The sequence below is a fragment of the Aestuariibaculum lutulentum genome (genome assembly GCF_032926325.1).
Taxonomy (GTDB): Bacteria; Bacteroidota; Bacteroidia; order Flavobacteriales; family Flavobacteriaceae; genus Aestuariibaculum; species Aestuariibaculum lutulentum.
This window is the reverse complement of record NZ_CP136709.1, coordinates 1,622,204-1,647,500: the sequence shown is the minus strand read 5'-3', so window position 1 is coordinate 1,647,500 and position 25,297 is coordinate 1,622,204. Positions and strand designations below refer to the sequence as shown.

Genomic DNA, 25,297 nt, shown 5'->3' with positions numbered 1-25,297 from the left:
GACGACAACCATGCAGCACCTTGTAAGTAGTCCGAAGAAAGATCTATCTCTAAATCATGCAACTTACATTTAAGCCCTGGTAAGGTTCCTCGCGTATCATCGAATTAAACCACATGCTCCACCGCTTGTGCGGGCCCCCGTCAATTCCTTTGAGTTTCATTCTTGCGAACGTACTCCCCAGGTGGGATACTTATCACTTTCGCTTAGCCACTCAGACCGAAATCCGAACAGCTAGTATCCATCGTTTACGGCGTGGACTACCAGGGTATCTAATCCTGTTCGCTCCCCACGCTTTCGTCCATCAGTGTCAATACATTATTAGTGATCTGCCTTCGCAATTGGTATTCTATGTAATATCTATGCATTTCACCGCTACACTACATATTCTAACCACTTCATAATGATTCAAGATAACCAGTATCAAAGGCAATTCTACAGTTGAGCTGCAGGATTTCACCTCTGACTTAATCATCCACCTACGGACCCTTTAAACCCAATGATTCCGGATAACGCTTGGATCCTCCGTATTACCGCGGCTGCTGGCACGGAGTTAGCCGATCCTTATTCTTACGGTACCGTCAGAACTCTACACGTAGAGTGGTTTCTTCCCGTATAAAAGCAGTTTACAACCCATAGGGCAGTCTTCCTGCACGCGGCATGGCTGGATCAGTCTTTCGACCATTGTCCAATATTCCTCACTGCTGCCTCCCGTAGGAGTCTGGTCCGTGTCTCAGTACCAGTGTGGGGGATAACCCTCTCAGGCCCCCTACCTATCGTCGCCATGGTGTGCCGTTACCACACCATCTAGCTAATAGGACGCATACTCATCTTGTACCGTAACCTTTAATAAAAACTCCATGCGAAGTAATTATACTATGGGGTGTTAATCTTCATTTCTAAAGGCTATCCCCCAGTACAAGGCAGATTGTATACGCGTTACGCACCCGTGCGCCGGTCGTCAGCAGAGCAAGCTCCCTGTTACCCCTCGACTTGCATGTGTTAGGCCTGCCGCTAGCGTTCATCCTGAGCCAGGATCAAACTCTTCATCGTTAAATTTTAAATATTATTTAACAACTAATTGGAATCTCTAGTACTCAAAATGGTTTATTCTCTTAGTCGATTTAAATCGTTTCCAATTTAAATCTTACGCTGTCAATTCAATATGTTTATGAACTTATTTCTCTTTATCTCTTAACTCGTTTCCTCGTTAAGCGGGTGCAAATATAAAACCCTTTTTTTAACCTCACAATAGTTTTGATACTTTTTTTTTTGAAAAAATTTTTGAAGCTTTAAAACTTCGTTTTCTCAACTATATCAGCACTTCTTACAAGAACTTCGCTACTCATAACCTTCGCTATTTTTGCGGCTGCAAACATACAACCTTTTTTAATTCCGACAAGATGTTTTTGATATTTTTTTGAAGTTTTTCTCTTTGACCTGAAAATCAAATCTCTAAACCTCGTATCGCTATCTTTTTATGAACTTACCGCAGCAGACTCGCCGCTAACGGGCTGCAAATATACCACCCTTTTTCTCTACCAAACAAACTTTTTTATGCCTTTTTTAAAAAGTTTTTTATTCTCTCTTTATTACCAACGAGTTACAAATAAATTATTTTTAAGTTAACTCATTGTTTCTCTCTGATTAAGTCAAAAACCTTCGGTTTTATAGTACCTATATAAGGAAGAACTCTACTATTATATATTATAGGAAGATGATTTTGCCTTAGGGATGGAAGCAGTATCCTTTTTATGGCTACCTCCTACTTTCTTTATTTTATACTATATATATAAGTATTAACTAATACTACATATTATACTATTATGTATAGTAGCATAAAATGATATTGTCTTTCGGCTATACTCAGGACAGGGGAACGCCAAAAGGAAAACCATGTTATAAAAAAAGCGAACTTCTCAGTCCGCTTTCCTTACATCATTATATTGTATGTTATGAATTCTTCATAAACTCTTCACATTTATCGACCATATTTTTGCTTCCACAAATAAACGGCACACGTTCGTGTAACTCGGTTGGCTGAATATCCATTATTCTAGTAAATCCATCGCTAGCTTTTCCGTTTGCCTGTTCTGCTAAGAATGCCATTGGATTACATTCGTAAAGCAATCGTAACTTTCCTTTAGGATTTTTAGAACTTTGCGGATACATATAAATACCTCCTTTAATCATATTTCTATGAAAATCGGAAACTAGTGAGCCTATGTATCTGGATGTATAAGGTCTGTCTCCCTCATTTTTCTGACAATACTTAATATAGTCTTTAATTCCCTGAGGGAACTGAAGATAATTTCCTTCGTTAACTGAATAAATATAACCATCTTCAGGAAACTCCATTTTCGGGTGTGATAAATAAAACGACCCAATTGCCGGATTCAATGTAAAACCATTAACTCCATCGCCGGTAGTATAAACCAACATGGTTGATGTTCCGTAAACGATATACCCCGCAGCCACCTGCTTGCTTCCTTTTTGTAAAAAGTCTTCGATAGTCACAGGTGTTCCTACCGGCGTTACGCGACGATAAATTGAAAATATAGTTCCTACCGATACATTTACATCAATATTTGAAGACCCATCTAAAGGATCAATCAATACTACATATTTGTTACCATGATTTTCATCAATACTATTAATAGTAATAAAATCATCTTCCTCTTCACTGGCAATACCACAAACAATATTTCTCTTGGTAAGGGTTTGAATAAACTTTTCGTTAGCGTAAACATCCAACTTTTGCTGATCTTCACCTTGAATATTGGTATCTCCGGCAGCCCCAATAATATCAACCAGTCCTGCTTTATTAACTTCGTGGTTTACTATTTTTGCAGCTAAACGAATGGAATTAAGGAGACTGGAAAGTTCACCAGAAGAATATTTAAACGACGCTTGGTTTTCGATTATAAATTCTCCTAATGTTTGTTTTTTATGTGACATAAAGCGACGGTTTAGTTTGTACAAATATCCATTATTTTTTAATGAACTACAACGTTTTCAATTAAGAAAACAAATTAAATAATACAGTTTAAACTATCTTTGAAATAATTATTAATTATTATGAATTTCACAATTAGAAAAGCTATTAAAGCAGATATGACACGCGTACTGGAACTAATTAACCAGCTCGCTGTATTTGAAAAAGAACCTGATGCCGTTGAAGTTACCATTGAAGATCTTGAAAATGATGGCTTTGGAAATAAACCTGCATTTGAATGTCTGGTTGCCGAAGTAGATGGTAAAGTACAAGGTACAGCCATCATGTTTCACCGCTATTCAACCTGGAAAGGGCGCATATTACACCTCGAAGATTTAGTGGTTAGTGAAGATATGCGTGGTTCTGGTATTGGCACAGCTTTACTTGACGAGGTTGTTAAATTTGGTCACAGCTTAGGTGTTAGACGTATTAACTGGGAAGTTTTAGACTGGAACACTCCGGCAATAAATCTTTACGAGAAAAAAGGAGCCAATGTATTAAGAGATTGGAATGTTGTACATTTAAGCGAGCAAGGCATAAAAGATTATATAGCGAACTTATAACATGCAGGTATTTAAATTTGGTGGCGCATCGGTTAAAGATGCTGAAGGTGTAAAAAACCTGGCATCTGTACTTCAAAAAACAGGGTACAAAAATACGCTGATTGTGGTTTCGGCTATGGGAAAAACAACCAATGCCTTAGAACTTGTTATTAAAAACTATTTTGATAACAAACCAGAATTGCAAAGCTCCCTTCAGGATGTTATTAAATACCACAACGAAATACTATTAACACTTTTTGAAGACGATTCACACCAGGTTTATGCGAATGTAAAATCATTATTCGACGAACTTAACAGCATTTTAAAAAGTAATAAATCGCCCGATTATAATTTTGTTTACGATCAGATTATCGGTTTTGGCGAACTTATATCCACAACCATTGTCAGCGAATATTTAAACAGTATTGGCATTACCAATAACTGGATTGATGTTCGAAACCATATAAAAACCGACAATTATTACAGACGCGCACATGTAAACTGGGAAGCCACCCAAGAACGCATTACAAAACAATTTAACCCTAAGATTTTAAACATTACGCAAGGCTTTTTAGGAAGTGACGATAATAATTTCACAACTACGTTAGGACGTGAAGGCAGCGACTATACAGCAGCTATTTACGCTTACTGTTTAAATGCGAACAGTGTTACTATCTGGAAAGATGTGCCTGGTGTTTTAAATGCAGATCCGAGATTTTTCGAAAACGCGCAGTTGTTAAACAAAATAAGTTATCGAGAAGCTATAGAATTGGCTTTTTACGGCGCTTCGGTTATTCACCCGAAAACCCTACAACCACTACAGGCAAAAGAAATTCCGTTATACGTTAAATCGTTTTTACATCCAGAAGCAGCAGGAACGCGCATTGGCAAAAACATTACCCTCGACCCGATGATTCCCTGTCTTATTGTGAAAAAAAATCAAATATTAATATCGCTATCATCGTTAGATTTCTCGTATATCGTTGAAGAGAACATTAGCGAAATTTTTTATTTACTGCATCAATACAAAATGAAAGTAGATGTTATCCAAAATTCCGCGATTAGTTTTTCGGTTTGCATTGATGACAATTATAACAATCTTGAAAAATTACTACATCATTTAAAAGCAAAATTTAAGGTAACTTGTCAAGAGAATGTTTCACTATACACTATCAGACATTATAATCAATTAGCCATTGACCAAATTGAAAAAGACAAAACAATATTATTAAAACAATTAACTCAAGAAACCGTACAAATTGTTAGCAAGTAAAATTTAAAAGCCAACTAATTAAGGTTTAACAACCTACCTGTTTTACAGCAAACTTTAAAGGATTTTAAATCTCAATTATTGAGTAAATAAACAATTTAGTACTTTTACACCCATGACTAAACAGCAAAATACAGGGTTGGTTACTGCCAAAGAAGTCGCTAAAGTAATACATGTAGCGAAATATGGTTTTATAGGTACTTTTTTAGGATGGCTCCTGATGAAAGTGCTTAAAATTTCTACACTCAACAAAATTTACAACCGAAATAAACATTTAAACGAACTTCCTTTTTTGGATGCTATTTTAGATGATTTTAAAATAAAATTTGAAATCCCTGAAGAGGATTTAAAACGTTTACCTAAAGACGGGGCGTATATTACAGTTTCAAACCACCCACTAGGTGGAATAGACGGTATTTTACTTTTAAAATTGATGCTTGAACAACGCAAAGATTTTAAAATTATAGCCAACTTTTTGCTGCATAGAATTGAGCCATTGGTTCCTTTTATTATGCCGGTAAACCCATTTGAAAACCGAAAAGATGCCAAATCAAGTCTTGCCGGATTTAAAAACGCTATTCTACATTTAAGAGAAGGGCATCCGCTTGGTATTTTCCCTGCCGGAGAAGTTTCAACCTATCGCGACGGCAAACTCGTTGTCGATCGCCCATGGGAAGAAGCTGCCATGAAACTGGTTAAAAAAGCAGAAGTTCCTGTGGTCCCTATTTACTTTCATGCTAAAAACAGTAAATTGTTTTACAAACTTTCGAAAATTAGTGATACACTAAGAACGGCCAAATTACCTTCGGAGTTACTAACACAAAAACGCCGTACTATTAAAGTACGTATAGGCAGACCTATTTCTGTAGCCGACCAAAAGGAATATGCAAATCTTGACGATTTCTCAGAATTTTTAAGACGTAAAACCTATATGCTGTCTAATGCTTTTGAAGACAAACCAAAAATTTTAGACAATATTTCATCGACTCTAAAAACACCTAAACCTCCTAAAAATATTGTAACTCCGGTAGACAATGCCTTAATGACAAAAGAAGTTGATGCGTTACGTGAAGAAGATGCCAGATTGTTACAAAGTAAAAACTACGAGGTCTTTTTAGCCGAGCCAGGAAAGATTCCAAATGTATTAAGAGAGATTGGTCGTTTGCGCGAAATCACGTTTAGAGAGGTTGGCGAAGGCACTAACGAATCTATCGATTTAGATAATTTCGATACCTACTATCACCATATGTTTTTATGGGATAACGAAACCAAACTTATCGTTGGCGCCTACCGTATGGGTCTTGGTTCTCAGATTTTTGAAAAATACGGTATCAACGGGTTTTATTTACAGGATTTATTCAGGTTCGAACCCGAATTGTATAAAATGATGAGCCAGTCTATTGAAATGGGACGTGCGTTCATTATTAAAGAGTATCAGCAAAAACCAATGCCTTTATTCCTGTTATGGAAAGGTATCGTACATATCACGCTTCGTTACCCGGAACACAAATACCTGATTGGAGGCGTGAGTATTAGTAATCAGTTTTCAAACTTCTCAAAATCGTTGATGATTGAATTTATGAAATCGCATTACTACGACCCATATATTGCACAATATGTGCGCCCGAAAAAGGAATTTAAAGTCAAGCTGAAAGATGCCGATAAAGACTTTGTGTTTGATGAAACCGAAGCCGATTTAAATAAATTCGATAAAATTATTGATGAAGTAGAGCCAGGAGCATTACGTTTGCCTGTGTTGCTTAAAAAATATATTAAACAAAATGCGCGTTTAGTTGCTTTTAATGTCGACCCGCTATTTAATAATTCGGTAGACGGGCTAATGTATATTAAAATAGCCGACTTGCCTGAAAGCACCGTAAAACCGGTAATGGAAGAATTTCAGGCCGAATTGGAACGCAAGTTTATGAATGGTAATAACGAAGAAGAGAGCAACGACTAATTGCTCTCTTCTTTTTTTATAGCTCTATTTGATTTATTTTATTAAAACCAAGGTTTCTTTCCAACTTGATAGGTGTTATAAAAATCGGCATCCGTTTTCGTTAAATAAATGATTCCTTCAATAATAGGAATAATACTGGCAATTCCACACGTTACAACACTTGCGATTAACTGAATAATTCCCTCTTTAGTATAGCCTAAAACGAATTTATGAATTCCTAAATAACCCACTAAAATCGCTAAGATTCCTGCTAGTATCTTTTTATTTTCAGCCGGATTCTCAAAACTGCTGTAAGCCTCCTTTGCACCTTCTGTAAATTCTTTAGCAGTTTCCTTTGCTCCATCAGCAAATTCCTTTGCTTTATCCTTTAAATCGTCGTTTAAATTTTTATCTTCTGACATAAGTAAAACGTTATTAATTGATTAGACTCACTAAAATTAGTGAAAAATTCTATTCTATTGTAAACAATATATTACCTGAATAACATTACAACACCTCCAACGGCCGTAACAACAAGAATAAAGCGTCGGTAATTAACGTTTGAAATTAACCTGACGGCGTAGGCTCCTAAAAAGAAACCAATAATAACAAAAGGTATCAACACGGAATTCAATACTAAAGATTCTACACTTACCGTATGCCATACAAAAAAGTGGAAAGGCAATTTAAATACGTTTATTATAAAAAATAGCCAGGCTGCTGTACCAATAAATTCATTCTTTGGTAATCGTGTTGCCAGAAAATAAATGTTAGCAATTGGCCCTGCAAGATTACCAACCATGGTAGAAAAACCTGCTAAAAATCCCATCGATGAAGCAAACCAAACATTATTTGGCACATCGTTAAGCGGTTTTCTTTCGGTGTAAAACATAATAAATACCGAACCGATTATGATAATAGCCATAATGCGTTTAAAGAGCTCTTCTGAAATATCATTACCCACCCAAACACCTACTAATACACCAATTACCATGGCCGGCATAAGTTTCCAGATATAGTTCCATTTGGCATGTTTATTATAGTAAACCACCGCAAAAATATCTGCGACAATAAGCATAGGAAGTAAAATACCTGTAGAAGCCTTTTCTCCAAAAACAAAAGCCAGAACAAGAATGATAATAATACCTATACCTTTAATTCCAGATTTTGACAATCCTAAAACAAAAGCTGCAAAGGCAATAGCCACCCATTGAAATATAGTAAGATTAAATGCCTGAAGAATGTCTGAGTAATTCAATGGTATAACATGTTTGTTTGGAATACTAAATTACAAAAAGGCTTTATCTATAGGTTCCCAAAGTTCAATTTTATTCCCTTCATTATCCAGAATCCAGCCAAACTTACCATAATCGTATTCTTCCATTTCTCCAATTACAGTAACGCCTTCGGCTTTTAAAGTTTCTAATAATTCAGCTAAATTCTCAACCCGATAATTAAACATGAATTCCTTTTTAGAAGGCTCGTAATATTTTGTATCCTCAGGAAACGGACTCCATTGTGTGGAACAATCTTTACCTTCTGCATCGTTCCACCAAAAGGTACACCCGTAATCGTCTGTATTAAACCCTAAATGTTTTTTATACCAATCCTTGGAAGCCTTTGGATCTTTCGATTTAAAAAACAATCCGCCAATACCTGTAACACGTTTCTTCATAATTACTTCTTTTTAATGTTAGTCTCGTAGATAACAATCCATTGCTCAGGGGTAAGTTTCGTGCATAGCTCTGCAATTAAATCAATAGGAATATCCTCTACTTTTTTAAACCGAATGCAACTTTTACCCATATCCAGTTTACGTTTGCAATGTTTTGGATATTCACTCACAAACCAATCGTAAATTTCCGGAACTGCATACACCCCCATATGATAGAGGTTCACCGAATTTTTCTGTGAAGCAAAACTCATAAATGGCAAAGGTTCACTTGGTTTACAATGGTAACCATCAGGATAGATGGTATGCGGTACAAAATAGCCAATCATACCATATTGCATACCTTCCTGAAATCCTTCCGGAAGATTTTTATTGATAGTTTCTCGAAGTTCTCTCAATGCTTCCTGACGCTCTTCAGGAACTTGTTTTATGTATGCCTCTGGTGTTTCAGCTTGATATTGCATAATTAACTTTAGTTTCCTAAAGTTAACAAAATTTAGCTTTAATCTTATCGACTATAGTTTGGGCTAATCTTTCTTTGCTTTCCACTGTCCAACCGGCAACATGTGGCGTTAGCAATACATTTTCTGAATCGATTAAATACTGAAATGCCTCCGGCAACTCTGAAGAAAACAACGTTTCAAACGATGCTTTTTCGTATTCTAATACATCAAGACCTGCTCCAAGTATTTTACCTGATTTTAAGGCATCGACCAAATCCTGAGTCACAACACTTTTACCACGTGCGGTATTGATGAACCAAAACGGCTTTTTAAATCCATTGATAAAATCGGAATTAATCATTCGTAAGGTTAACGGGGTTTGTGGTGTATGTAAGCTAACCACTTCTACCTTTTCCTGAAATTCTTCTAAACGTACTTGTTTCGCATTGGCATCGCCAACACCATCTTTTATGTCATAACACAATACCTCAACATCAAATCCGCGAAGTTTTTTAGCAAAGGCTTTCCCCATATTTCCATAACCAATAATTCCAACCGTTCTGCCATCAAGCTCTATGCCTCTATTGGCTTCACGTAACCATTGGCCATGTCGCACTTCTCGATCGGCCTTATTAAGTTTATTGAATAATGACAACAACATACCTAAAGCATGCTCGCCAACCGCATTTCTATTTCCTTCAGGAGCAGCAATAAGGGCAATGCCTTTTTGCTCGGCATACTCGCAATCGATATTTTCCAAACCAGCACCAACACGACCGATGAATTTAAGATTCGTTGCAGCATCTAGAAATTGCTTATCGATAGTAAAGCGGCTACGAAGAATAATACCATCATAATCTGAAATTTTTGCTTCGACTGCTTCCTTTGAAGAAGTATAATCTTCATGATTGGTGAATCCTAAATCGTTTAACTGATTTAGCATAAGCTCGTGATTGGTGTCTAAATGAAGGATTTTCATGTGAAATAATTAGACCACAAAAATAACGATAATCGAGACACTGAAACAAGTTCAGTATGACAAATAATAGGCCGCGTTAGGGATGGCAGCGATATCCTTTTTTGAGATGCTGAAGAATTTCAGCACGAAGAAAAGATTTAGCGAACAGCCCGACCCTGAGCTTTGGCGAAGGATAACGCCCTAAACATTAAAATCCTAAAATAAGTTTAGCGATTGAAAAGTAAATTAAAATACCGAAAATATCGTTACTGGTTGTAATAAAAGGTCCCGTTGCAACCGCGGGATCGATACCTCTTTTATCAAGGAAAATAGGAATAAAAGTTCCAATTAAAGCAGCAATAACAATAACTGCTATAAGAGCTATACAAATTGTAGTTGATACTAAATATGGGGTATCGAATAAAAAGTGTGTTATTGGCAAAACGATTAATGCAATACCTAAACCATTAATCAATCCCAGTAAAAACTCTTTAAATAAACGTTTAAATATTTTGCCGTCAATGGTATCGTTAGCCAGACCCTGCACGACAATAGCTGAAGATTGCACCCCCACATTCCCTGCAGTGGCCTGAATTAAAGGCACGAAAGAAGTTAGCATTGCCAATTCCTTCATTAATGTTAAGTCACTTATTTTTGTTAAGTCACTTATTGCCGATTGAAATACAGTAATAATTGCCGCTGCTCCAAGTCCGCCAAACATACCAATAAGTAACCATGGCAAACGTGCTTTGGTGAGTTCGAAAATACTATCATCGGCTTCTACGTCCTGCGAGATACCGGCAGCTAACTGGTAATCACGCTCGGCCTCTTCTTTCATAACATCGACAATATCGTCGATGGTAATTCTACCTAAAAGCTTCATATCATCGTCTACCACGGGAATAGCCTCCAAATCGTATTTCTGCATGACTCTCGCCACATCTTCGGCATCGTCGTTGACGTTAACATAATCTACACTGGAAATATAGATATCGGCAATTTTCTGTTCGTTTTTAGCAACTATTAAGTCTTTTAGCGACAAACGACCAACAAGTTTTTCCTGCTTATCGACCACATACACCGAATGTACACGGGTTACTTCTTTGGCCTGTCCGCGCAAACGACGTAAGCAACCGGCCACCGTCCAGGTGTCATAGACCTTAACCAGCTCTTTTGCCATAAGTCCGCCGGCAGAATCTTCATCATATTTAAGAAGTTCTGTAATTTCAGCCTTATGATCTTCATCTTCAATTTGTGAGATTACTTCCTGGCGACGTTCTTCTGGAAGTTCAGCAATAATGTCGGCGGCATCATCGGTATCCAGCTCGGCAATTTCTTCGGCAATTTCTTTGGTCGATAAATTTCTAAGGACTTTTTCCCGATTGTCTTCATCGAGCTCCATTAAAATATCTGCCGTGGTTTCAGAATCCAGAAGTTTAATAACATACATCGCTTCTTCGAGATCCAGTTCATCAAGAATCTCGGCAATATCGGCGTAATGGAAATCGTCTAACAGGTTTTTAAGGTCCTTATCGCGGTTTAGACGGATAAGACTTTCTACCTGATTTACTAAATCGTCCGTTAGCTCAAATTGTATGTTTTCTGTTTCTTCTGCCAAATGCTATGCTTTAATATCGTTTTCTATTAATTGAGTAAGTTCTATAAACTGCTGAACATTTAATTGTTCCGGGCGTTTATCAAATATACTATTTGCTTTTAAATTATCGCTTAAATCGAATGTTTTTAAGCTATTACGAATGGTTTTTCTTCGCTGCTGAAATGCGGCTTTTACTACTTTAAAAAATAAAGCATCGTCGCATGGCAAACTGTAATCGGCTTTACGGATTAATCGCATCACTCCTGAATCGACCTTTGGTGGCGGATTAAACACATTTGGCGGTACCGTAAATAAATATTCGGCATCATAATATGCCTGAGCCAAAACAGATAAAATACCATAAACCTTACTGCCTTCTTTAGAGCAGATGCGCTCGGCTACTTCTTTTTGAAACATCCCTGAAAACTCCGGAATCTGGTCGCGCATCTCCAACATTTTAAAAACAATCTGTGTTGAAATATTATACGGGTAGTTTCCAATAATTGCAAAAGGTTCTCCCTTAAAAATTTCGTTTAAATCGTACTTTAAGAAATCCTTTTCAATGATTCTTGGTGCTAAATTCAGGTAATTAGCCTGTAAATATTCTACCGACTCCGTATCAATTTCAATCACATACGTTGTAATGTCTTTTTTAAGCAGATATTTTGTAAGTACACCCATACCCGGACCAATCTCTAAAACAGATTTGTAACCGTTTAAGGTAAGGGTATCTGCTATGTCTTGTGCTACGCTCTCATCATTTAAGAAATGTTGTCCTAAATGCTTTTTAGCTTTTACCTGATGTTGATTGGAATTATTTGCCACAGAATATAGAATATTTTAAATGCAAAAGTAAGTTTTATAATTCGGAATACCTGAGTTTACAATGAATTCAAGCTGAATTCCTAAAAACAGGGTTTACTTAAAGTCTACCGTATACTCGTCTACAATTTGTAACTCTGTTCTAAACGATAACACTTTATCTCCAAATCGTTTTACGGCATCGTTTCTTAGCACAGCCGCATGGTCTCTAAAATATTCATCTAAAGCCTCTCGAGAAATTGCTCTGTATTGCACTGAATACGTAACACCTCCCATTTCTTCTTCAACCAATACCCGTGTTAAAGTGGCTGTTTTAAACTTTCCAGTAGATAATACCTGCGGAATATGTTCTTTAATCCATGCTAACCATTGCTCGTGAATCGAGTCTTCTATATTTGAAGTTACGTTGTATATGTACATAATGAAACTATTTTTTGCAAAGTACCGTAGTTCTGTAACAGCATCAAAGTAATTTACCTTAAAATTGGAGTTTAAAGTTAATTTAAGGCTAATTAATAAAATCGCCACGTAAGGCACGATAGCGTTTTCTGGCATCTACAAAGTAAATGCTATCGGCATGATTAAATATAATTTGTTCGTAATAACTTTTAGCTTTTTCCGGCTGATTGAGAATATGCTCGTAAATATCGGCTATGCTAAAAAGTGCATCATCTACTAAAATACCATCACTATAATTTTCTACAATAGTTTCATAATTGGCTTTAGCCTGCTCAAACTGTTCAAGAGCTTCAAACAACTGGGCTTGCTTAAACAAGGCCTGAGGAATTATCGCTTCGGTTTTATGTTCATTCAGAATTTTATTCAGCAAACCTATCGCCTCTTCTTCCTTATTTTGAAATGCCAACAAGTCGGCTTTAGCATAAAGTTTTAATGCCGTCTGTAAAGAATCTGAATCGTATTTGTTATCGGTAATCAGGAGTTTTAAATCTAACGCATCATTAGCTATTAATTGTGATGTTGAGGCTTTAAGAATATTAAGCTGTGATTCCGCCCATTTAAAATCACCTTTATAATAACTCGTTTTTGCAACTTTAAAACGTGCTTCCTGAGAAATAGTGCTATTTTTTAAATTACGTTGAATCTGAGTATAATAAATTAAGGCATTGTTGAACTTTTCCTGTAGTACTAAAATATCGCCAAGCTCGAGCTTAACCTCTGCCTTTTGCATTTCATTTAACGGCAATTTTAAAGTGTCTTCTAAAAATTTAGTAGCCTTATCCGGTTCATTATTTGTAAACGCTAAAAAATGAGCATAGCCCAACTGTAATTTAAAAGTTAGTAAGGACACCCCATACTGATTAAATAAATCCTGATATTTTTTATCGATAGCCGAATAATCTTCCTTTGGTGTTTGCCTGGTTTCAATCTGTATTAAATTATAATGTGCATTGAGTAATACTTCTGTATCCTGAGCATTTTCAATAATGAACATTAAAATATCTTTAGCAATGTCCAGTTCGTCTTCACTTATGGTAATTTCTGCCAGATCTTCAATTTTATCGAGACTTTCAGGCTGACGCATAAAAATGGCCTTCTCCTGCATAAATGCCTTATTGTAATCCTTCTGTTGAATAAACAACCAACTCAGCAATTCATTCCAAAGTATTTGTGGTTCCTGTTGTAATTTTTTAAGCAGAATTTTTCTGAAAATGACATTGTTTTCATTATCGTCATTCTCACTTATAAACTCACTTATAAATCGTTTTACATTACTCAAGGCAATAGGATTGGCTTCGGCAAAATCGACGTAGCCAACAAACATCTCTTCAATATTTCCCAGCTCTCCATTTAATTGTGCCAATTGCAAATTGAAATTATACTCCGGGTTTAAAACCATTGCCTTTTCGTACGCCTGAATGGTTTCGTTTAATAAGGTGTGATTCTGAAAACTTTTTGAAACCGCAAATACATTACTCGGTCTTTCTTCTATACTTTTAAGTGCTTCATCGTAATAGAATCTGGCATTTTCCATATCGCCTTTAAGCTGATAATTATAACCTAGATCGACTTTAAAGGCCGGATAATTTATGCGCTCTATTAATTTTAAAAGAAATACCTCTGCTTCAGTATATTGTTCAAGCTCCTGATGAGTTGTTACAATTTGATTAATGTAATTCACATTTGAAGGTGATTCGGCATACAACTTCTTGTATTCAAATAACGCCTTTTCGAAATCGCCATTATTAAAATACTCGCGCGCCAGCACATCACTTTGTGAAAAAGCAGCCGAACTAACTATTAGAAATAAAATAATAAGACATCTCATACCGTAAATATAATAAATGCCCTTTGTAGAAGTGACATCTTCCTAAAATAAAAAATGCCCGAATAACATTCGGGCATAACCAACCAAAATTAATGTTCTATTAACTACCGTCTAAAACGAAAGTAACACTCGATTGGGGACAGTCTTAATTGCACCACATAAGTGATGATAGACAGTTTAGATTGAACACTTAATTATAAAAATATTTAGAATATTGAAATCTAACCGTTAACTGCTATTTTAAGTTAGCAACGCTCTCGGTTTTATGTTCAGAGTGAAAAATATCAACATCTGAAAATAAAACTTTAGAAGCGACAAAAATTAACGTGATAAGAATAAGTAGGCGCTTAACATTTTTCATGGTAGGTTAGATTTTTTAGTTTTGGAACTCCTAACTTCGAAAAATAAATCATAAACACCAAGAAATAAGGCAATTAATCGTTAAAAAACGTCACTAATTAACACTTTATCGATTTAAAAACAAAAAAATCGAGTAATTTGTAAGTTTTTTACTCGATTTTTGTTATTCTGTTAATCAATGATTTTAAAACCTGTATACGGTTGTAAAACCTCAGGAATTACAATGCCCTCTTCGGTTTGATAATTCTCTAAAATTCCAGCTAAAACACGAGGTAAAGCTAAAGAACTTCCATTTAAAGTATGCGCCAATTCGTTTTTACCTTCACTGTTTTTAAAGCGCAGTTTTAAACGGTTTGCCTGGAAGGTTTCAAAATTAGACACCGATGAAATTTCTAACCAACGATCCTGCGCTGTAGAGAACACTTCAAAATCGTAAGTCAACGCCGAAGTAAACCCTAAATCACCTCCGCATAATCTTAGAATTCTGTATGGTAATTTAAGCTCCTGTAAAATGGTTTTTACATGCTCTACCATACCATCTAAAGCCTCGTAAGATTTACTTGGGTGCTCCACACGTAAAATTTCAACTTTATCAAACTGATGTAAACGGTTTAACCCTCTTACATGCGCTCCGTAACTTCCAGCCTCACGACGGAAACATGGTGTATATCCAGTAATTCCAATTGGCAACTCGCTTTCATTAAGCACTACATCTCTAAAAATGTTTGTTCCAGGAACCTCAGCCGTTGGAATTAAATATAAATTATCGGCGGTTACATGATACATTTGTCCTTCTTTATCTGGTAACTGACCTGTACCGAAACCTGAAGCCTCATTCACTAAATGCGGCAACTGAAATTCTGTGTAACCTGCTTCTGTATTTTTATCTAAAAAGTATGCAATTAATGCACGTTGTAAACGCGCGCCTTTACCTTTATAAACCGGAAAGCCTGCTCCGGTAATTTTATTTCCTAATTCGAAATCGATAATATCGTATTTCTTAGCCAGTTCCCAGTGTGGTAAAGCCCCTTCGTATAATGTTGGAATATCACCTTCGCTGAAAACCTCTAAATTATCTTCTTCGCTTGAACCTGCCGGAACAATATCATTAGGTACATTAGGAATTTTATAAAGCAACTCATTCAACTCGGTTGATTTCGTATTTAATGCCTCAGTAAGTTCTTTTGAAAGCTCTTTTAACTCGCTTGTTTTTTCCTTTAGCACATTTGCTTCCTGAGCTTTTCCAGACTTGTACAAGTTTCCTATTTCTTTGGATAACGCATTCGATTCAGCTAAGGTGTTATCTAATTCTGTTTGAATTCGACGTCTGTCTTCATCAAATGCAATAACATTATTAATCATCTCAGTCGCATCGATATTACGTTTTGCTAAGCGATTAATTACCAAATCTTTGTTTTCTCTAATAAAAGGGACTTGTAACATGAGTATAAAATTTAAGCGACAAATTTAATGAATTGCAAAATATTAAGATTGCTTTTTAAACCTAAAAATCCAATTAAAAGTGCGATGCAATATATGTTAATGAAGTTTCTTTATCTTTTTGCAATTGTTCTTTTAAAGCCGCTACCGATTCGAATTTTTTCTCATCGCGAATACGGTGTAACAGGTCTATTTGAATTTGCTGTCCGTAGATATCTTTGTTGAAGTCGAAAAAATGAACTTCAATGGTTTCTTTATTCCCTTTAACGGTTGGGTTTGTACCAATATTCATCATACCGAAAACCTGCTTTCCATCAATAACAGATTTAACAACATAAGAACCTTGTTTCGGTATTAACTTATAATCTTCTTCTATTTGAATATTTGCCGTTGGATACTCTATTTGCCTCCCTAAGGCTTTCCCTTCAACCACAGTTCCTGTAAGCATAAAGTTATAACCAAGATAAGCATTCGTTTTATCAATATCGCCTTCTTCAAGGGCTGCTCTAATTTTAGTAGAACTTACTGAAACATCGTCAATATCCTGAGCCGAAATCTCTTCGACATCAAACCCGTAAAGTTCACCATACTTTCTAAGATCATTAATATCGGCATTCCTGTTTCGACCAAAACGATGATCGTAACCAATAATTACTTTTTTGGCATGAAGCGTATCTACCAGAATTTGCTTTACAAACTCCTCGGCTGTTAAACGAGAAAATTCCTGTGTAAACTTTTTAATAAGTAAATAATCTAAACCTAAGCCTTCTAAAATAGCACGTCGCTCGTCAATAGTATTAATTAATTTGATATTTGAATCCTTTTGCAACACCATGCGTGGATGCGGAAAGAAGGTTAGAATTACAGATTTTAAGTGCGACGCCTTACCTGTATTAATTAAACGGTTGATTATTTTTTGATGCCCTATATGAACTCCGTCGAATGTACCAATAGTTACTACGGTATCATGTTCAGGTAACTTATCTAAAGTGCTTATAACTTCCAAACTAAAAATTTTAAACAAAATTAGATATAATAGACCTATAAAAAAAGAAGTTTAGACGTTTCAGCTTTGATTCACTACTAATTTTTCACAAATGGGTAGGACACAAAATACCCTTCTTTTTCAATTCTTATAAAATATAATCCAGATTTTAATTGTGATGTATTAATATTCAAATCAGAATTATCCACAACATTAGACTTTCTAAGTTTTTGTCCTAAAGCACTATAAATCTCATAACCATCAGGTAAATCGCTGGTTATACCCAATGAAATATTTAGAGTATTTGATGCTGGATTTGGATAAATTTTAATATTCTCTTTTGAAAAATAATCATTCAAGCTTAAAGTTAATGCTGATAGTGAAGTTATTTCTTCATCTCCATAGCTTCCTCCTGAAACCACAATATTATCTTGGTCATCTGTCAATTGATATGATCCGTCTCCATATTCTCCACAACAAATACCGTCCCCTGCAGAATCCATAATTTTAAAAGTGTAGCAACCATCACTTCTTAAAGAAAATGTTCTGGTAATTTCAGTTCTATCACCATCGGTATAAGGACCACCAGTAAGACGCTTAACACCATCATCAAATTCCCAGGTAATCTCACTTCCATAATCATCTGGAATAATAGACAGATAAAGCATAGAAGTACCTGAAACATCAATTGCCGTATCAAAGTTAACGGTAGACTCGTTATTACAATCTCTAGCGTCTACATTTCCATTCGGGTTTGATACCGAAACAACCAAATTATGATTACCTAAAGCTACGTTTTGAATAGGCAAATCTACAATTATTTCTTCTAGATAATCTAACGACCCTGACCAATTAAATACTTGTTTTGCCCCTGAGTCAATCTGATAAGAGATTGTTGCCGAAGCCATTGTTGAGCTTCCATAATTTGTCAATCTAACTTGCGGTGCAATCTGTGAACAATCACTAAAATTCAATCCCTGTATTAAAATACTACAATCATCATCAACCGAAGCAGGAGGTGAGCATGCGTCAGATGTTATTAATGAACTTCTGTTTATTTCAGTTGCTAAAGTCGCTAGCATTCTATCTTTTTGATCTTGGGTAAAAATATTCATGCAGGAATCTTGCGTATAATCCATATAATTCTCAATCATATCCACTCCCCCTGAGTTAGGGCATGAATCGACACCTACTGGACAGTTATAATTCGCCTCGCTTACCGCCGGAGTATCTTCACAAAAATCTCCTGAATTAGCATTTTCCCCAGAACAGCCACCTTGGAACGTATGATATAATCCTAAAAAATGACCTATTTCATGAGTTGTTGTTCTTCCTTCATTATAGGGGCCATTTAACGAAAAACTACCATCATCGTAATTTATACTTCCAAAATGCTTATAATTAATTACAACACCATCTGTCTCACTGTTCCCTCCTGGAAGTTGAGCATAACCGAGCAGCCCAGACCCACCATTGAAAGCTACAGTCCATATATTCAAATAACTGGATGGGTCCCATATTGTCGAAGGCTTAAATGCATTAACTTTTGTATAACCGTCTTCCTGATCAGTCTCAACAACCCCATCTTGACCTATATCAATTCTGTCGATACCATTCGTAGGACAACCTTCTGGAGACTTTTGCACCAAACAAAATTCAATTTCAATATCAGCTCCGTCAGGATGATCATTATAACCTGGTGTCCCTATCTGACGTCTAAAATCTTGATTTAGCACATCTATTTGAGACAATATTTGAGCATCGCTAATATTAGAACCTAATCCTATATCTTCTCCGTTATGCAGCACATGAACAACCACAGGGATTGTTACTACAACTGACGTTTGTTTTGTGTTTGTTTGTTTTAAAGATTTACGAATCGATATGGCTTTTTTCAAATTATCCTCATACACCACACTACCCATCATTTCTGGATAATCTTTAAGCATAAGTTCATTATACATATCGGAACCACATCTTATTAAAGAATTTTGTTCTTTGTCGACTTGCGCCAAAACATTAAAACAAAAGCTTATTCCTAGAAGAAGGAAGATTATTTTTTTTTTCATAAAACAAAAAGTAATGCTCTAATTTACATTATTTAAACAAGAGATTAAAAAAAAGTTTACTTTCCATTAAAACTATTCATAGTATTTGATAATCCTGCTAACCCAAAGGATTTTATTAATTCAACCGATTTTTCCAAACGTTCTTTTAGCTTATCATTTTCTTCGTCTGTCCACTCACCAAGCACATAATCGACCTGCTGACCTTTATTAAAAGTATCACTAATTCCGAATCTATAACGATTATAATTGGTAGTGTTCAGTTTAGCTTGTATGTCTTTTAATCCGTTATGCCCACCATCGCTTCCTTTAGCTTTTACTCGAATGCTTCCAAATGGAAGATTTAAATCATCGGTAATAACTAATAAGTTTTCTAAAGGAATTTTTTCCTTAGTCAACCAATATAATACAGCCTTTCCACTCAAATTCATATAGGTATTTGGCTTCAACAAAATAAAAGTTCTTCCTTTTAATTTATATTCAGCGACGTCTCCTAATTTTTGAGTTGTAAAAGTAACATCTTCCGCTTTAGCGAAATAATCTAAAATTTTAAACCCAATATTATGACGGGTATGTTCATATTTGTCTCCTATGTTTCCTAAACCAACGATTAAGTACTTCTTCATAACATGTTATCGTAAATTGTAATCTTTTGTAAAAATAAAAAAGCATCCCGAATACAGGATGCTTTCATATTTAATTTAAGAATAGTCTTATTCAGCTGCAGCTGCTTCTACTTCTTCTTCTTCGTCCTCATCAGTATCAGCAACTGAGTTTCTAGAACGTCTTACTTGACACACTACAGTGTTATCTGGGTGCATAAATTTGTATGCATCGTTTTCTAAAGTAGTGATGTATAATTTACCACCAATTCTTAATGGCGTGATATCTGCTTCGATAAAATCTGGTAAGTTAGCTGGAAGAGCTTTAACTCTTAAGCTACGTTTGTTTTTACGTAAAACACCACCATTTTTAACACCACGAGAGTTACCAATTAATACTACAGGAATTTCCATAGTAATTTCTTTGTCTTCGAATAATTGGTAGAAGTCGATATGCATGATAGCATCGGTTACCGGGTGAAATTGGATATCTTGTAATACCGCGTTGTAAGTTTCACCATTTTCTAAAGCAATCACAACTGTATGCGCATTAGGCGTGTATACTAGTTTTGAGAAAGCTAATTCTTCTGCTGAGAAATGAACTGGCTTATCTCCTCCGTATAATACGCAAGGAACCTGACCAGCATTACGTAAGGCTTTAGTTGCTTTTTTGCCCACGCTTTCTCTTTGAGATCCGTTGATTGTAATTGATTTCATAATTATTTATTTATTATTACTTGTTTATATTGGAAGTACTAATGTACTTTCAAGTCTTTTTTACATTACAAATTTAGAAGCAATAGATTGGTTGTTGTGTACTTTTTCCATCACCTCAGCGAATAAATCGGCACAACTTAATACTCTAATCTTATCGCTTAATGGCTTAACAGGAATAGAGTCTGTTACTATAAGTTCTTCTAAATTTGAATTATTTAAATTATCGTAAGCATTACCAGACAATAACGCATGTGTACATATTGCTCTAACGCTTAATGCACCTCGCTCCATCATTAAATCGGCTGCTTTAGTTAATGTTCCTGCGGTATCAACCATATCATCAACTAATACCACATTCTTACCAGTTACATCACCAATTAATTCCATATGAGAAATTACATTGGCTTTTGCACGTTGCTTGTAACAAATAACTACATCACTTCCTAAGGTTTTTGCATAAGCATAAGCACGCTTAGAACCACCCATATCTGGCGATGCGATAGTTAAATTATCTAACCCTAAGCTTTGTAAATATGGTAAGAAAATAGTTGAAGCAAATAAATGGTCAACTGGTTTCTCGAAGAACCCTTGAATTTGATCAGCATGTAAATCCATGGTGATAATTCTGGTAGCTCCGGCAGCTTCTAAAGTTTTAGCAACAAGTTTTGCAGCAATAGGCACTCTTGGCTTATCTTTTCTATCTTGTCTTGCCCATCCATAATATGGTAAAACAGCGGTGATGTGTCTTGCCGATGCACGCTTAGCAGCATCAATCATTAACAACATTTCCATTAAGTTTTCCGGTCCTGGATTTGTCGAACCAATAATAAAGATACGAGTACCTCTAATCGACTCTTCATATGATGGTTGAAACTCCCCATCACTGTAAGTCGACATTTTCACTTTTCCTAATTCGGTTCCAAAAGCCTTAGCGATTTTCTCTCCCAGTACCTGGCTTTGGGTACATGCAAAAATTTTGGCTTCAGTTACAATTGTCGGCATAGCTAACTTGTTGTTTTTTAGCGCAAAAGCGCAGCTTGTTTTTTAACGAGGTGCAAATTTAGACATTTATTTTTACCTAAAAAGTATAATACCCAGTATTTTTATCGTAATTATGAAAATTTTATATATTTTTGCTCTCGCTAAAACGCTCAAGTGGCGGAATTGGTAGACGCGTCGGATTCAAAATCCGATTCTTCGGAGTGTGGGTTCGATTCCCACCTTGAGTACTTAAAAACCTTTGAAAATATTTTCAAAGGTTTTTTTATTTCATTCCTAAACTCCTTTTTTTTAACTTCTCCAATCAACAAAAAAATTATATGTTTTTGCAACATAAGTACTAACAAGGAAAGTTAATTTTCACAAACTTTACAAAACCCTTTCTTTGAAAACTTAAGAATATATATCCGATGTTTTCTATCATGGACAATTTAGGACTACAAACACTTTTTGTAAAAGTAAATTGTACCACTTTAAATGGTACAACCACAATTCGTCTAATCTAAAAACATCAACTCATGAAAACATTAATTTTAATTTGGTTTATAAGTCTTACTAGTCTTGCCTATTCTCAAACTATTCTTTTTAAAGATGCTATCCCAGAAACAATTGCCGAAGCTATTATCTTATCGGAAGTAGAAATTACAAATGCTAAATCAGCTTTAATTATAAACAATCTGTATTTAGATAAATCCACGGAATATTTATCATCCATATTTGGAGATAACATTCCCGAAAATATTATAGAAGTGCAACGTTTAATCGCCCAATACGACATTAAAAATTTAAAAAGTGACTGCCCCAGTTGTGATAAATTTAAAGCTATAATCCAAGGTTTAAAAGACTCGAAAGCTGTAATCGTTTTTAATAAAGATGGGCAAATAATTGAAACCTATGAAACATATAAAAACGTTTATCCTCCGCTAGATGTTAAAGATAAATTACTTTCTACACACCCTAATTGGTCTACCTCAAAATCATCACTTCTGTTTATTTATGAAAAAAGTGAAAACAAACCACGATCTAGATATATGGTTGATTTGATAAATGCTGACAATTCTCAAAAACTAACTTTTAATTTATCTGATTAATTTTTTTACAAAAATAAAAATCTATTTCACTCTAAAACAAAACATTATGAAAACAAAATCAGCTATAATCACCCTTATATTCTCATTAGGATTCCTAACATTCACATTTGCTCAACCTTCCTTAGAAGGCACTTGGAAATCGGTTAAGCAATTATATATCCTTCCAGACACAACCTATACAGCTACAGGAGACGACATGATAAACATGGTGAAAATAATAAACAAAACACACTTTGCCACCATTGTTCAGGCAGACTCTATTCAAAACAGCATGTTTAACGGTGGCGAATACACGTTTAGAGGAAACATTTATACAGAACATCTAAAATACTTTTCGGACCCTTCTCTTATCGGTAAATCATTTTCTTTTAAAAGCACCATAAAAGGAGATATCTGGACTATTGAAGGCCCTATTGAAAATGAAGGAGAAGAAAAACCAGTATGGAAAATTTATGAAGAATACATAAGAATAAAGTAAAGAAAAACTTTTTATAAAACAAGAGAACAGCAGTAATGCTTATTGCCTAAGCTATATATCGTCAATCATTACTTTAGCTGTTCTTTTCTTTTCGAATCCTTTAAATATTGCTTTGCTGTATTTGCAATAGTTTCAGCATCTAAAACACCTTCGTAGATATTAAATGTATCAATAGCTCCAAACCAAGTTTGATCTCCTGGATTACTATATCCCGAATAACACAAATAGGCAAGTTTATCACTAATATTTGCAATGATGTTAGATTTTTTACGAAGGTTTATTCGTGCATCCTCTAAAACCCCATCAATGTAAAATTTCAGAAAATTATTATCAAATGTAATCACCATATGATGATATTTACCATCTATTAATTCATCAGATAATATCCCAATAGTCGTTAACCATGGTCGGGATGAATAATTTTTACATGACAAAACTACGCCACTCCTTTGATTATGCTTTGCTGTCATCCCTATATAATCAACCCCATTATTCCCCCTTACATTTCCAAAGTAAGCTAGTGTAGTGTAGAGTGCATTATTATTTTTACCTGCTAAAATAAAAGTCTCCAATGTAATCGAAGCATATTCATTAATCTTTAATTCCTCTCCAGGTAGTTCTAAATATTCTCCTGAAGAATTTGTAACAAACAAACCATCTATAATCTCTACATCTCCTTTAATTATTCCATTAGCATTCCCAATAACATCATTGGTTGTTCCGTCTTCAAACGTATACGAATGCTTTAACACAGGTTTCGGAACATGAACACTATTGTCTTGCAATATGCGGTTTACATATTTTTTTGCTGAATTTCTAATAGTTTCCTCATCAAGTATACCCTCATAAATATTGAATGTATCTATAGCGCCGAACCATGTTTGGTCTTGTGAGAATCCTGATTTACCTAAATAAGCAAGCTTGTTACTTAAATTTTTTATGAGGTTATCTGAATTTAGGGAAGGACGAATACTGACTACACTTCCATCTAAATAATATTTCATCTCATTGTTATCATAAGTTGTTACAATATGATGAAACTCATCATCCTCAATACTCGGCGAGTAAATATTGCTCCCTGTTGCCCATGGATCCTTATAATTTAAGCATGAAATGGTAGATCCACTGTTCCCATTATTTACTAAAGTTTGATAAATATAATTAACACCAATTTCATTCTGTCTATCACCAAAGTATGATACCATTGTCCAGGTTCCATTACCCTTTCCTGCAATTACATAAGCCTCTAAAGTTATCGCTGAGTATTCATTAATTCTTATTTTTTTACCAGGCAGTTCTAAATACTCCCCCTGTTCATCTGTTATAAATAATCCATTTACAATCTCACCATCACCTCTAATAATTCCGTCTGCATCTCCAACAACATCATTAGCTACTCCATTTTCAAAGGTGTAAGCATGTTTCAATACTGGTTTATGCAATTGGTTCTTACTATTATCCTTTACAAGAGCAGTAAAAACAAACACAACAATTAATGAAAATATAATCCAAACAATATAATGTCTTTTTGTAATTGGAAGATAATAAACCTTCTTCTTTCTAATCTGTCCTCTTTTAGGAGCAATAAACTTTTGCAGAATTTTATTCTTACCTTCATTATCTGCCATATACCGCACTTCCAAAGGCGTATAATTATATTTTTCATGAAAACATCGGCTGAAATAATTCGGACTACTAAATCCCACTTCATAAGCAATTTCAGAAATACTCAAAGCGCTTTTAACTATAAGTTTCAAAGCTTCCTCTAAACGTATATCACGAACAAATTTGCTAATGGATTTACCATTAATCAATTTAATTTTACGATAAAGCTGAGAACGACTATAACCCGATTCCTTTGATAAATCTTCAACTCCAAATTGCTCATTTTTCAAGTTATCTAATACTATACCTTTGAGCTTATTTACAAAACCCTCTTCTCTAGAAACTGCTTTAATATTATTAGTTTTCATGAATTATGAATAAAAAATTCACAAGGGGCTTTCCTACTAAAGATACGAAAAATCAAGATTAATT

22 protein-coding genes, 1 tRNA gene and 1 rRNA gene (1 of these 24 only partly in view) are annotated in these 25,297 nt (G+C 35.1%); 6 read left to right on the top strand and 18 right to left on the bottom strand.

Annotated elements, in window-relative coordinates:
• Positions 1-1,050: ribosomal RNA gene (locus R1X58_RS07090) — 16S ribosomal RNA — on the bottom strand; it reaches 468 nt to the left of the window's first position.
• Between the two features lie 900 nt (positions 1,051-1,950).
• The gene (gene fbp / locus R1X58_RS07085; protein ID WP_240572653.1) at positions 1,951-2,955 is read right to left on the bottom strand and encodes a class 1 fructose-bisphosphatase; all 1,005 of its coding nucleotides are present in this window, start codon (positions 2,953-2,955) and stop codon (positions 1,951-1,953) included.
• 120 nt (positions 2,956-3,075) lie between these two features.
• Here fbp and R1X58_RS07080 point away from each other — a divergent pair, with 120 nt between their 5' ends.
• The 3 genes from R1X58_RS07080 (at position 3,076) to R1X58_RS07070 (ending at position 6,764) form a co-directional block, all read left to right on the top strand.
• Positions 3,076-3,555, top strand: coding sequence for a GNAT family N-acetyltransferase (locus tag R1X58_RS07080; protein ID WP_240572652.1), 480 nt, complete (start codon positions 3,076-3,078; stop codon positions 3,553-3,555).
• A 1-nt stretch (position 3,556) separates the two neighbouring features.
• Positions 3,557-4,807, top strand: a complete 1,251-nt coding sequence (locus tag R1X58_RS07075) for an aspartate kinase (protein ID WP_240572651.1) — start codon at positions 3,557-3,559, stop codon at positions 4,805-4,807.
• A gap of 112 nt (positions 4,808-4,919) precedes the next feature.
• Positions 4,920-6,764 carry a GNAT family N-acyltransferase gene (locus tag R1X58_RS07070; protein ID WP_240572650.1) on the top strand — a complete coding sequence of 615 codons (1,845 nt, stop codon included), beginning with the start codon at positions 4,920-4,922 and terminating at the stop codon, positions 6,762-6,764.
• Positions 6,765-6,805: 41 nt separating this feature from the next.
• Here R1X58_RS07070 and R1X58_RS07065 read toward each other — a convergent pair whose 3' ends face one another.
• The 15 genes from R1X58_RS07065 to R1X58_RS06995 form a co-directional block, all read right to left on the bottom strand.
• Positions 6,806-7,165 carry a TM2 domain-containing protein gene (locus R1X58_RS07065; RefSeq protein ID WP_240572649.1) on the bottom strand — a complete coding sequence of 120 codons (360 nt, stop codon included), beginning with the start codon at positions 7,163-7,165 and terminating at the stop codon, positions 6,806-6,808.
• Between the two features lie 71 nt (positions 7,166-7,236).
• Positions 7,237-8,001 (bottom strand): sulfite exporter TauE/SafE family protein, encoded by a 765-nt coding sequence (locus R1X58_RS07060; RefSeq protein WP_240572648.1) that lies wholly within the window; start codon positions 7,999-8,001, stop codon positions 7,237-7,239.
• A gap of 30 nt (positions 8,002-8,031) precedes the next feature.
• A complete protein-coding gene (locus R1X58_RS07055; protein ID WP_240572647.1) occupies positions 8,032-8,418 on the bottom strand; it encodes a VOC family protein in 387 nt (128 codons plus the stop codon).
• A gap of 2 nt (positions 8,419-8,420) precedes the next feature.
• Complete coding sequence (locus tag R1X58_RS07050; protein ID WP_240572646.1) at positions 8,421-8,879, bottom strand: DUF1801 domain-containing protein; 459 nt, start codon at positions 8,877-8,879, stop codon at positions 8,421-8,423.
• Between the two features lie 22 nt (positions 8,880-8,901).
• Positions 8,902-9,837 (bottom strand): 2-hydroxyacid dehydrogenase, encoded by a 936-nt coding sequence (locus tag R1X58_RS07045; RefSeq protein WP_240572645.1) that lies wholly within the window; start codon positions 9,835-9,837, stop codon positions 8,902-8,904.
• Positions 9,838-10,024: 187 nt separating this feature from the next.
• The gene (gene mgtE, locus R1X58_RS07040; RefSeq protein WP_240572644.1) at positions 10,025-11,434 is read right to left on the bottom strand and encodes a magnesium transporter; all 1,410 of its coding nucleotides are present in this window, start codon (positions 11,432-11,434) and stop codon (positions 10,025-10,027) included.
• A gap of 3 nt (positions 11,435-11,437) precedes the next feature.
• Positions 11,438-12,238 carry a 16S rRNA (adenine(1518)-N(6)/adenine(1519)-N(6))-dimethyltransferase RsmA gene (gene rsmA / locus R1X58_RS07035; protein ID WP_240572643.1) on the bottom strand — a complete coding sequence of 267 codons (801 nt, stop codon included), beginning with the start codon at positions 12,236-12,238 and terminating at the stop codon, positions 11,438-11,440.
• 93 nt (positions 12,239-12,331) lie between these two features.
• Entirely contained in the window at positions 12,332-12,655 is a 324-nt protein-coding gene (locus tag R1X58_RS07030) for a DUF4286 family protein (RefSeq protein ID WP_240572642.1), read from the bottom strand.
• Positions 12,656-12,743: 88 nt separating this feature from the next.
• Entirely contained in the window at positions 12,744-14,522 is a 1,779-nt protein-coding gene (locus tag R1X58_RS07025) for a tetratricopeptide repeat protein (protein WP_240572641.1), read from the bottom strand.
• A 531-nt stretch (positions 14,523-15,053) separates the two neighbouring features.
• On the bottom strand, positions 15,054-16,325 hold the full coding sequence (gene serS, locus R1X58_RS07020; protein ID WP_240572640.1) for a serine--tRNA ligase: 1,272 nt from the start codon (positions 16,323-16,325) through the stop codon (positions 15,054-15,056).
• Between the two features lie 73 nt (positions 16,326-16,398).
• Positions 16,399-17,337: a bifunctional riboflavin kinase/FAD synthetase gene (locus R1X58_RS07015; protein WP_240572691.1), complete on the bottom strand. Its 939-nt coding sequence runs from the start codon at positions 17,335-17,337 to the stop codon at positions 16,399-16,401.
• A 68-nt stretch (positions 17,338-17,405) separates the two neighbouring features.
• Positions 17,406-19,376 carry a M43 family zinc metalloprotease gene (locus R1X58_RS07010; RefSeq protein ID WP_317293014.1) on the bottom strand — a complete coding sequence of 657 codons (1,971 nt, stop codon included), beginning with the start codon at positions 19,374-19,376 and terminating at the stop codon, positions 17,406-17,408.
• A gap of 56 nt (positions 19,377-19,432) precedes the next feature.
• On the bottom strand, positions 19,433-19,999 hold the full coding sequence (gene pth, locus R1X58_RS07005) for an aminoacyl-tRNA hydrolase (protein ID WP_240572638.1): 567 nt from the start codon (positions 19,997-19,999) through the stop codon (positions 19,433-19,435).
• 87 nt (positions 20,000-20,086) lie between these two features.
• Entirely contained in the window at positions 20,087-20,692 is a 606-nt protein-coding gene (locus R1X58_RS07000) for a 50S ribosomal protein L25/general stress protein Ctc (protein ID WP_240572637.1), read from the bottom strand.
• 60 nt (positions 20,693-20,752) lie between these two features.
• Positions 20,753-21,694: a ribose-phosphate pyrophosphokinase gene (locus R1X58_RS06995; protein WP_240572636.1), complete on the bottom strand. Its 942-nt coding sequence runs from the start codon at positions 21,692-21,694 to the stop codon at positions 20,753-20,755.
• 147 nt (positions 21,695-21,841) lie between these two features.
• Here R1X58_RS06995 and R1X58_RS06990 point away from each other — a divergent pair.
• The 3 genes from R1X58_RS06990 (at position 21,842) to R1X58_RS06980 (ending at position 23,260) form a co-directional block, all read left to right on the top strand.
• Positions 21,842-21,921: transfer RNA gene (locus R1X58_RS06990), tRNA-Leu, on the top strand.
• A 288-nt stretch (positions 21,922-22,209) separates the two neighbouring features.
• Positions 22,210-22,782, top strand: a complete 573-nt coding sequence (locus R1X58_RS06985; protein WP_240572635.1) for a hypothetical protein — start codon at positions 22,210-22,212, stop codon at positions 22,780-22,782.
• A gap of 46 nt (positions 22,783-22,828) precedes the next feature.
• Positions 22,829-23,260: a DUF2147 domain-containing protein gene (locus R1X58_RS06980; protein ID WP_240572634.1), complete on the top strand. Its 432-nt coding sequence runs from the start codon at positions 22,829-22,831 to the stop codon at positions 23,258-23,260.
• Between the two features lie 68 nt (positions 23,261-23,328).
• Here R1X58_RS06980 and R1X58_RS06975 read toward each other — a convergent pair whose 3' ends face one another.
• Positions 23,329-25,155: a LamG-like jellyroll fold domain-containing protein gene (locus R1X58_RS06975; RefSeq protein WP_258226838.1), complete on the bottom strand. Its 1,827-nt coding sequence runs from the start codon at positions 25,153-25,155 to the stop codon at positions 23,329-23,331.
• Positions 25,156-25,297 lie beyond the last annotated feature (142 nt).

Bases quoted from the DNA above. Each gene is read 5' to 3' on its own strand.
- R1X58_RS07000 (WP_240572637.1), bottom strand. From the start codon at position 20,692: ATGAAATCAATTACAATCAACGGATCTCAAAGAGAAAGCGTGGGCAAA.
- R1X58_RS07025 (WP_240572641.1), bottom strand. From the start codon at position 14,522: ATGAGATGTCTTATTATTTTATTTCTAATAGTTAGTTCGGCTGCTTTT.
- R1X58_RS07010 (WP_317293014.1), bottom strand. From the start codon at position 19,376: ATGAAAAAAAAAATAATCTTCCTTCTTCTAGGAATAAGCTTTTGTTTT.
- R1X58_RS07065 (WP_240572649.1), bottom strand. From the start codon at position 7,165: ATGTCAGAAGATAAAAATTTAAACGACGATTTAAAGGATAAAGCAAAG.
- R1X58_RS06995 (WP_240572636.1), bottom strand. From the start codon at position 21,694: ATGCCGACAATTGTAACTGAAGCCAAAATTTTTGCATGTACCCAAAGC.
- R1X58_RS06980 (WP_240572634.1), top strand. From the start codon at position 22,829: ATGAAAACAAAATCAGCTATAATCACCCTTATATTCTCATTAGGATTC.
- serS (WP_240572640.1), bottom strand. From the start codon at position 16,325: ATGTTACAAGTCCCTTTTATTAGAGAAAACAAAGATTTGGTAATTAAT.
- R1X58_RS07070 (WP_240572650.1), top strand. From the start codon at position 4,920: ATGACTAAACAGCAAAATACAGGGTTGGTTACTGCCAAAGAAGTCGCT.
- R1X58_RS07045 (WP_240572645.1), bottom strand. From the start codon at position 9,837: ATGAAAATCCTTCATTTAGACACCAATCACGAGCTTATGCTAAATCAG.
- pth (WP_240572638.1), bottom strand. From the start codon at position 19,999: ATGAAGAAGTACTTAATCGTTGGTTTAGGAAACATAGGAGACAAATAT.
- R1X58_RS06985 (WP_240572635.1), top strand. From the start codon at position 22,210: ATGAAAACATTAATTTTAATTTGGTTTATAAGTCTTACTAGTCTTGCC.
- R1X58_RS07050 (WP_240572646.1), bottom strand. From the start codon at position 8,879: ATGCAATATCAAGCTGAAACACCAGAGGCATACATAAAACAAGTTCCT.
- R1X58_RS07055 (WP_240572647.1), bottom strand. From the start codon at position 8,418: ATGAAGAAACGTGTTACAGGTATTGGCGGATTGTTTTTTAAATCGAAA.
- R1X58_RS07030 (WP_240572642.1), bottom strand. From the start codon at position 12,655: ATGTACATATACAACGTAACTTCAAATATAGAAGACTCGATTCACGAG.
- R1X58_RS07080 (WP_240572652.1), top strand. From the start codon at position 3,076: ATGAATTTCACAATTAGAAAAGCTATTAAAGCAGATATGACACGCGTA.
- fbp (WP_240572653.1), bottom strand. From the start codon at position 2,955: ATGTCACATAAAAAACAAACATTAGGAGAATTTATAATCGAAAACCAA.
- R1X58_RS07075 (WP_240572651.1), top strand. From the start codon at position 3,557: ATGCAGGTATTTAAATTTGGTGGCGCATCGGTTAAAGATGCTGAAGGT.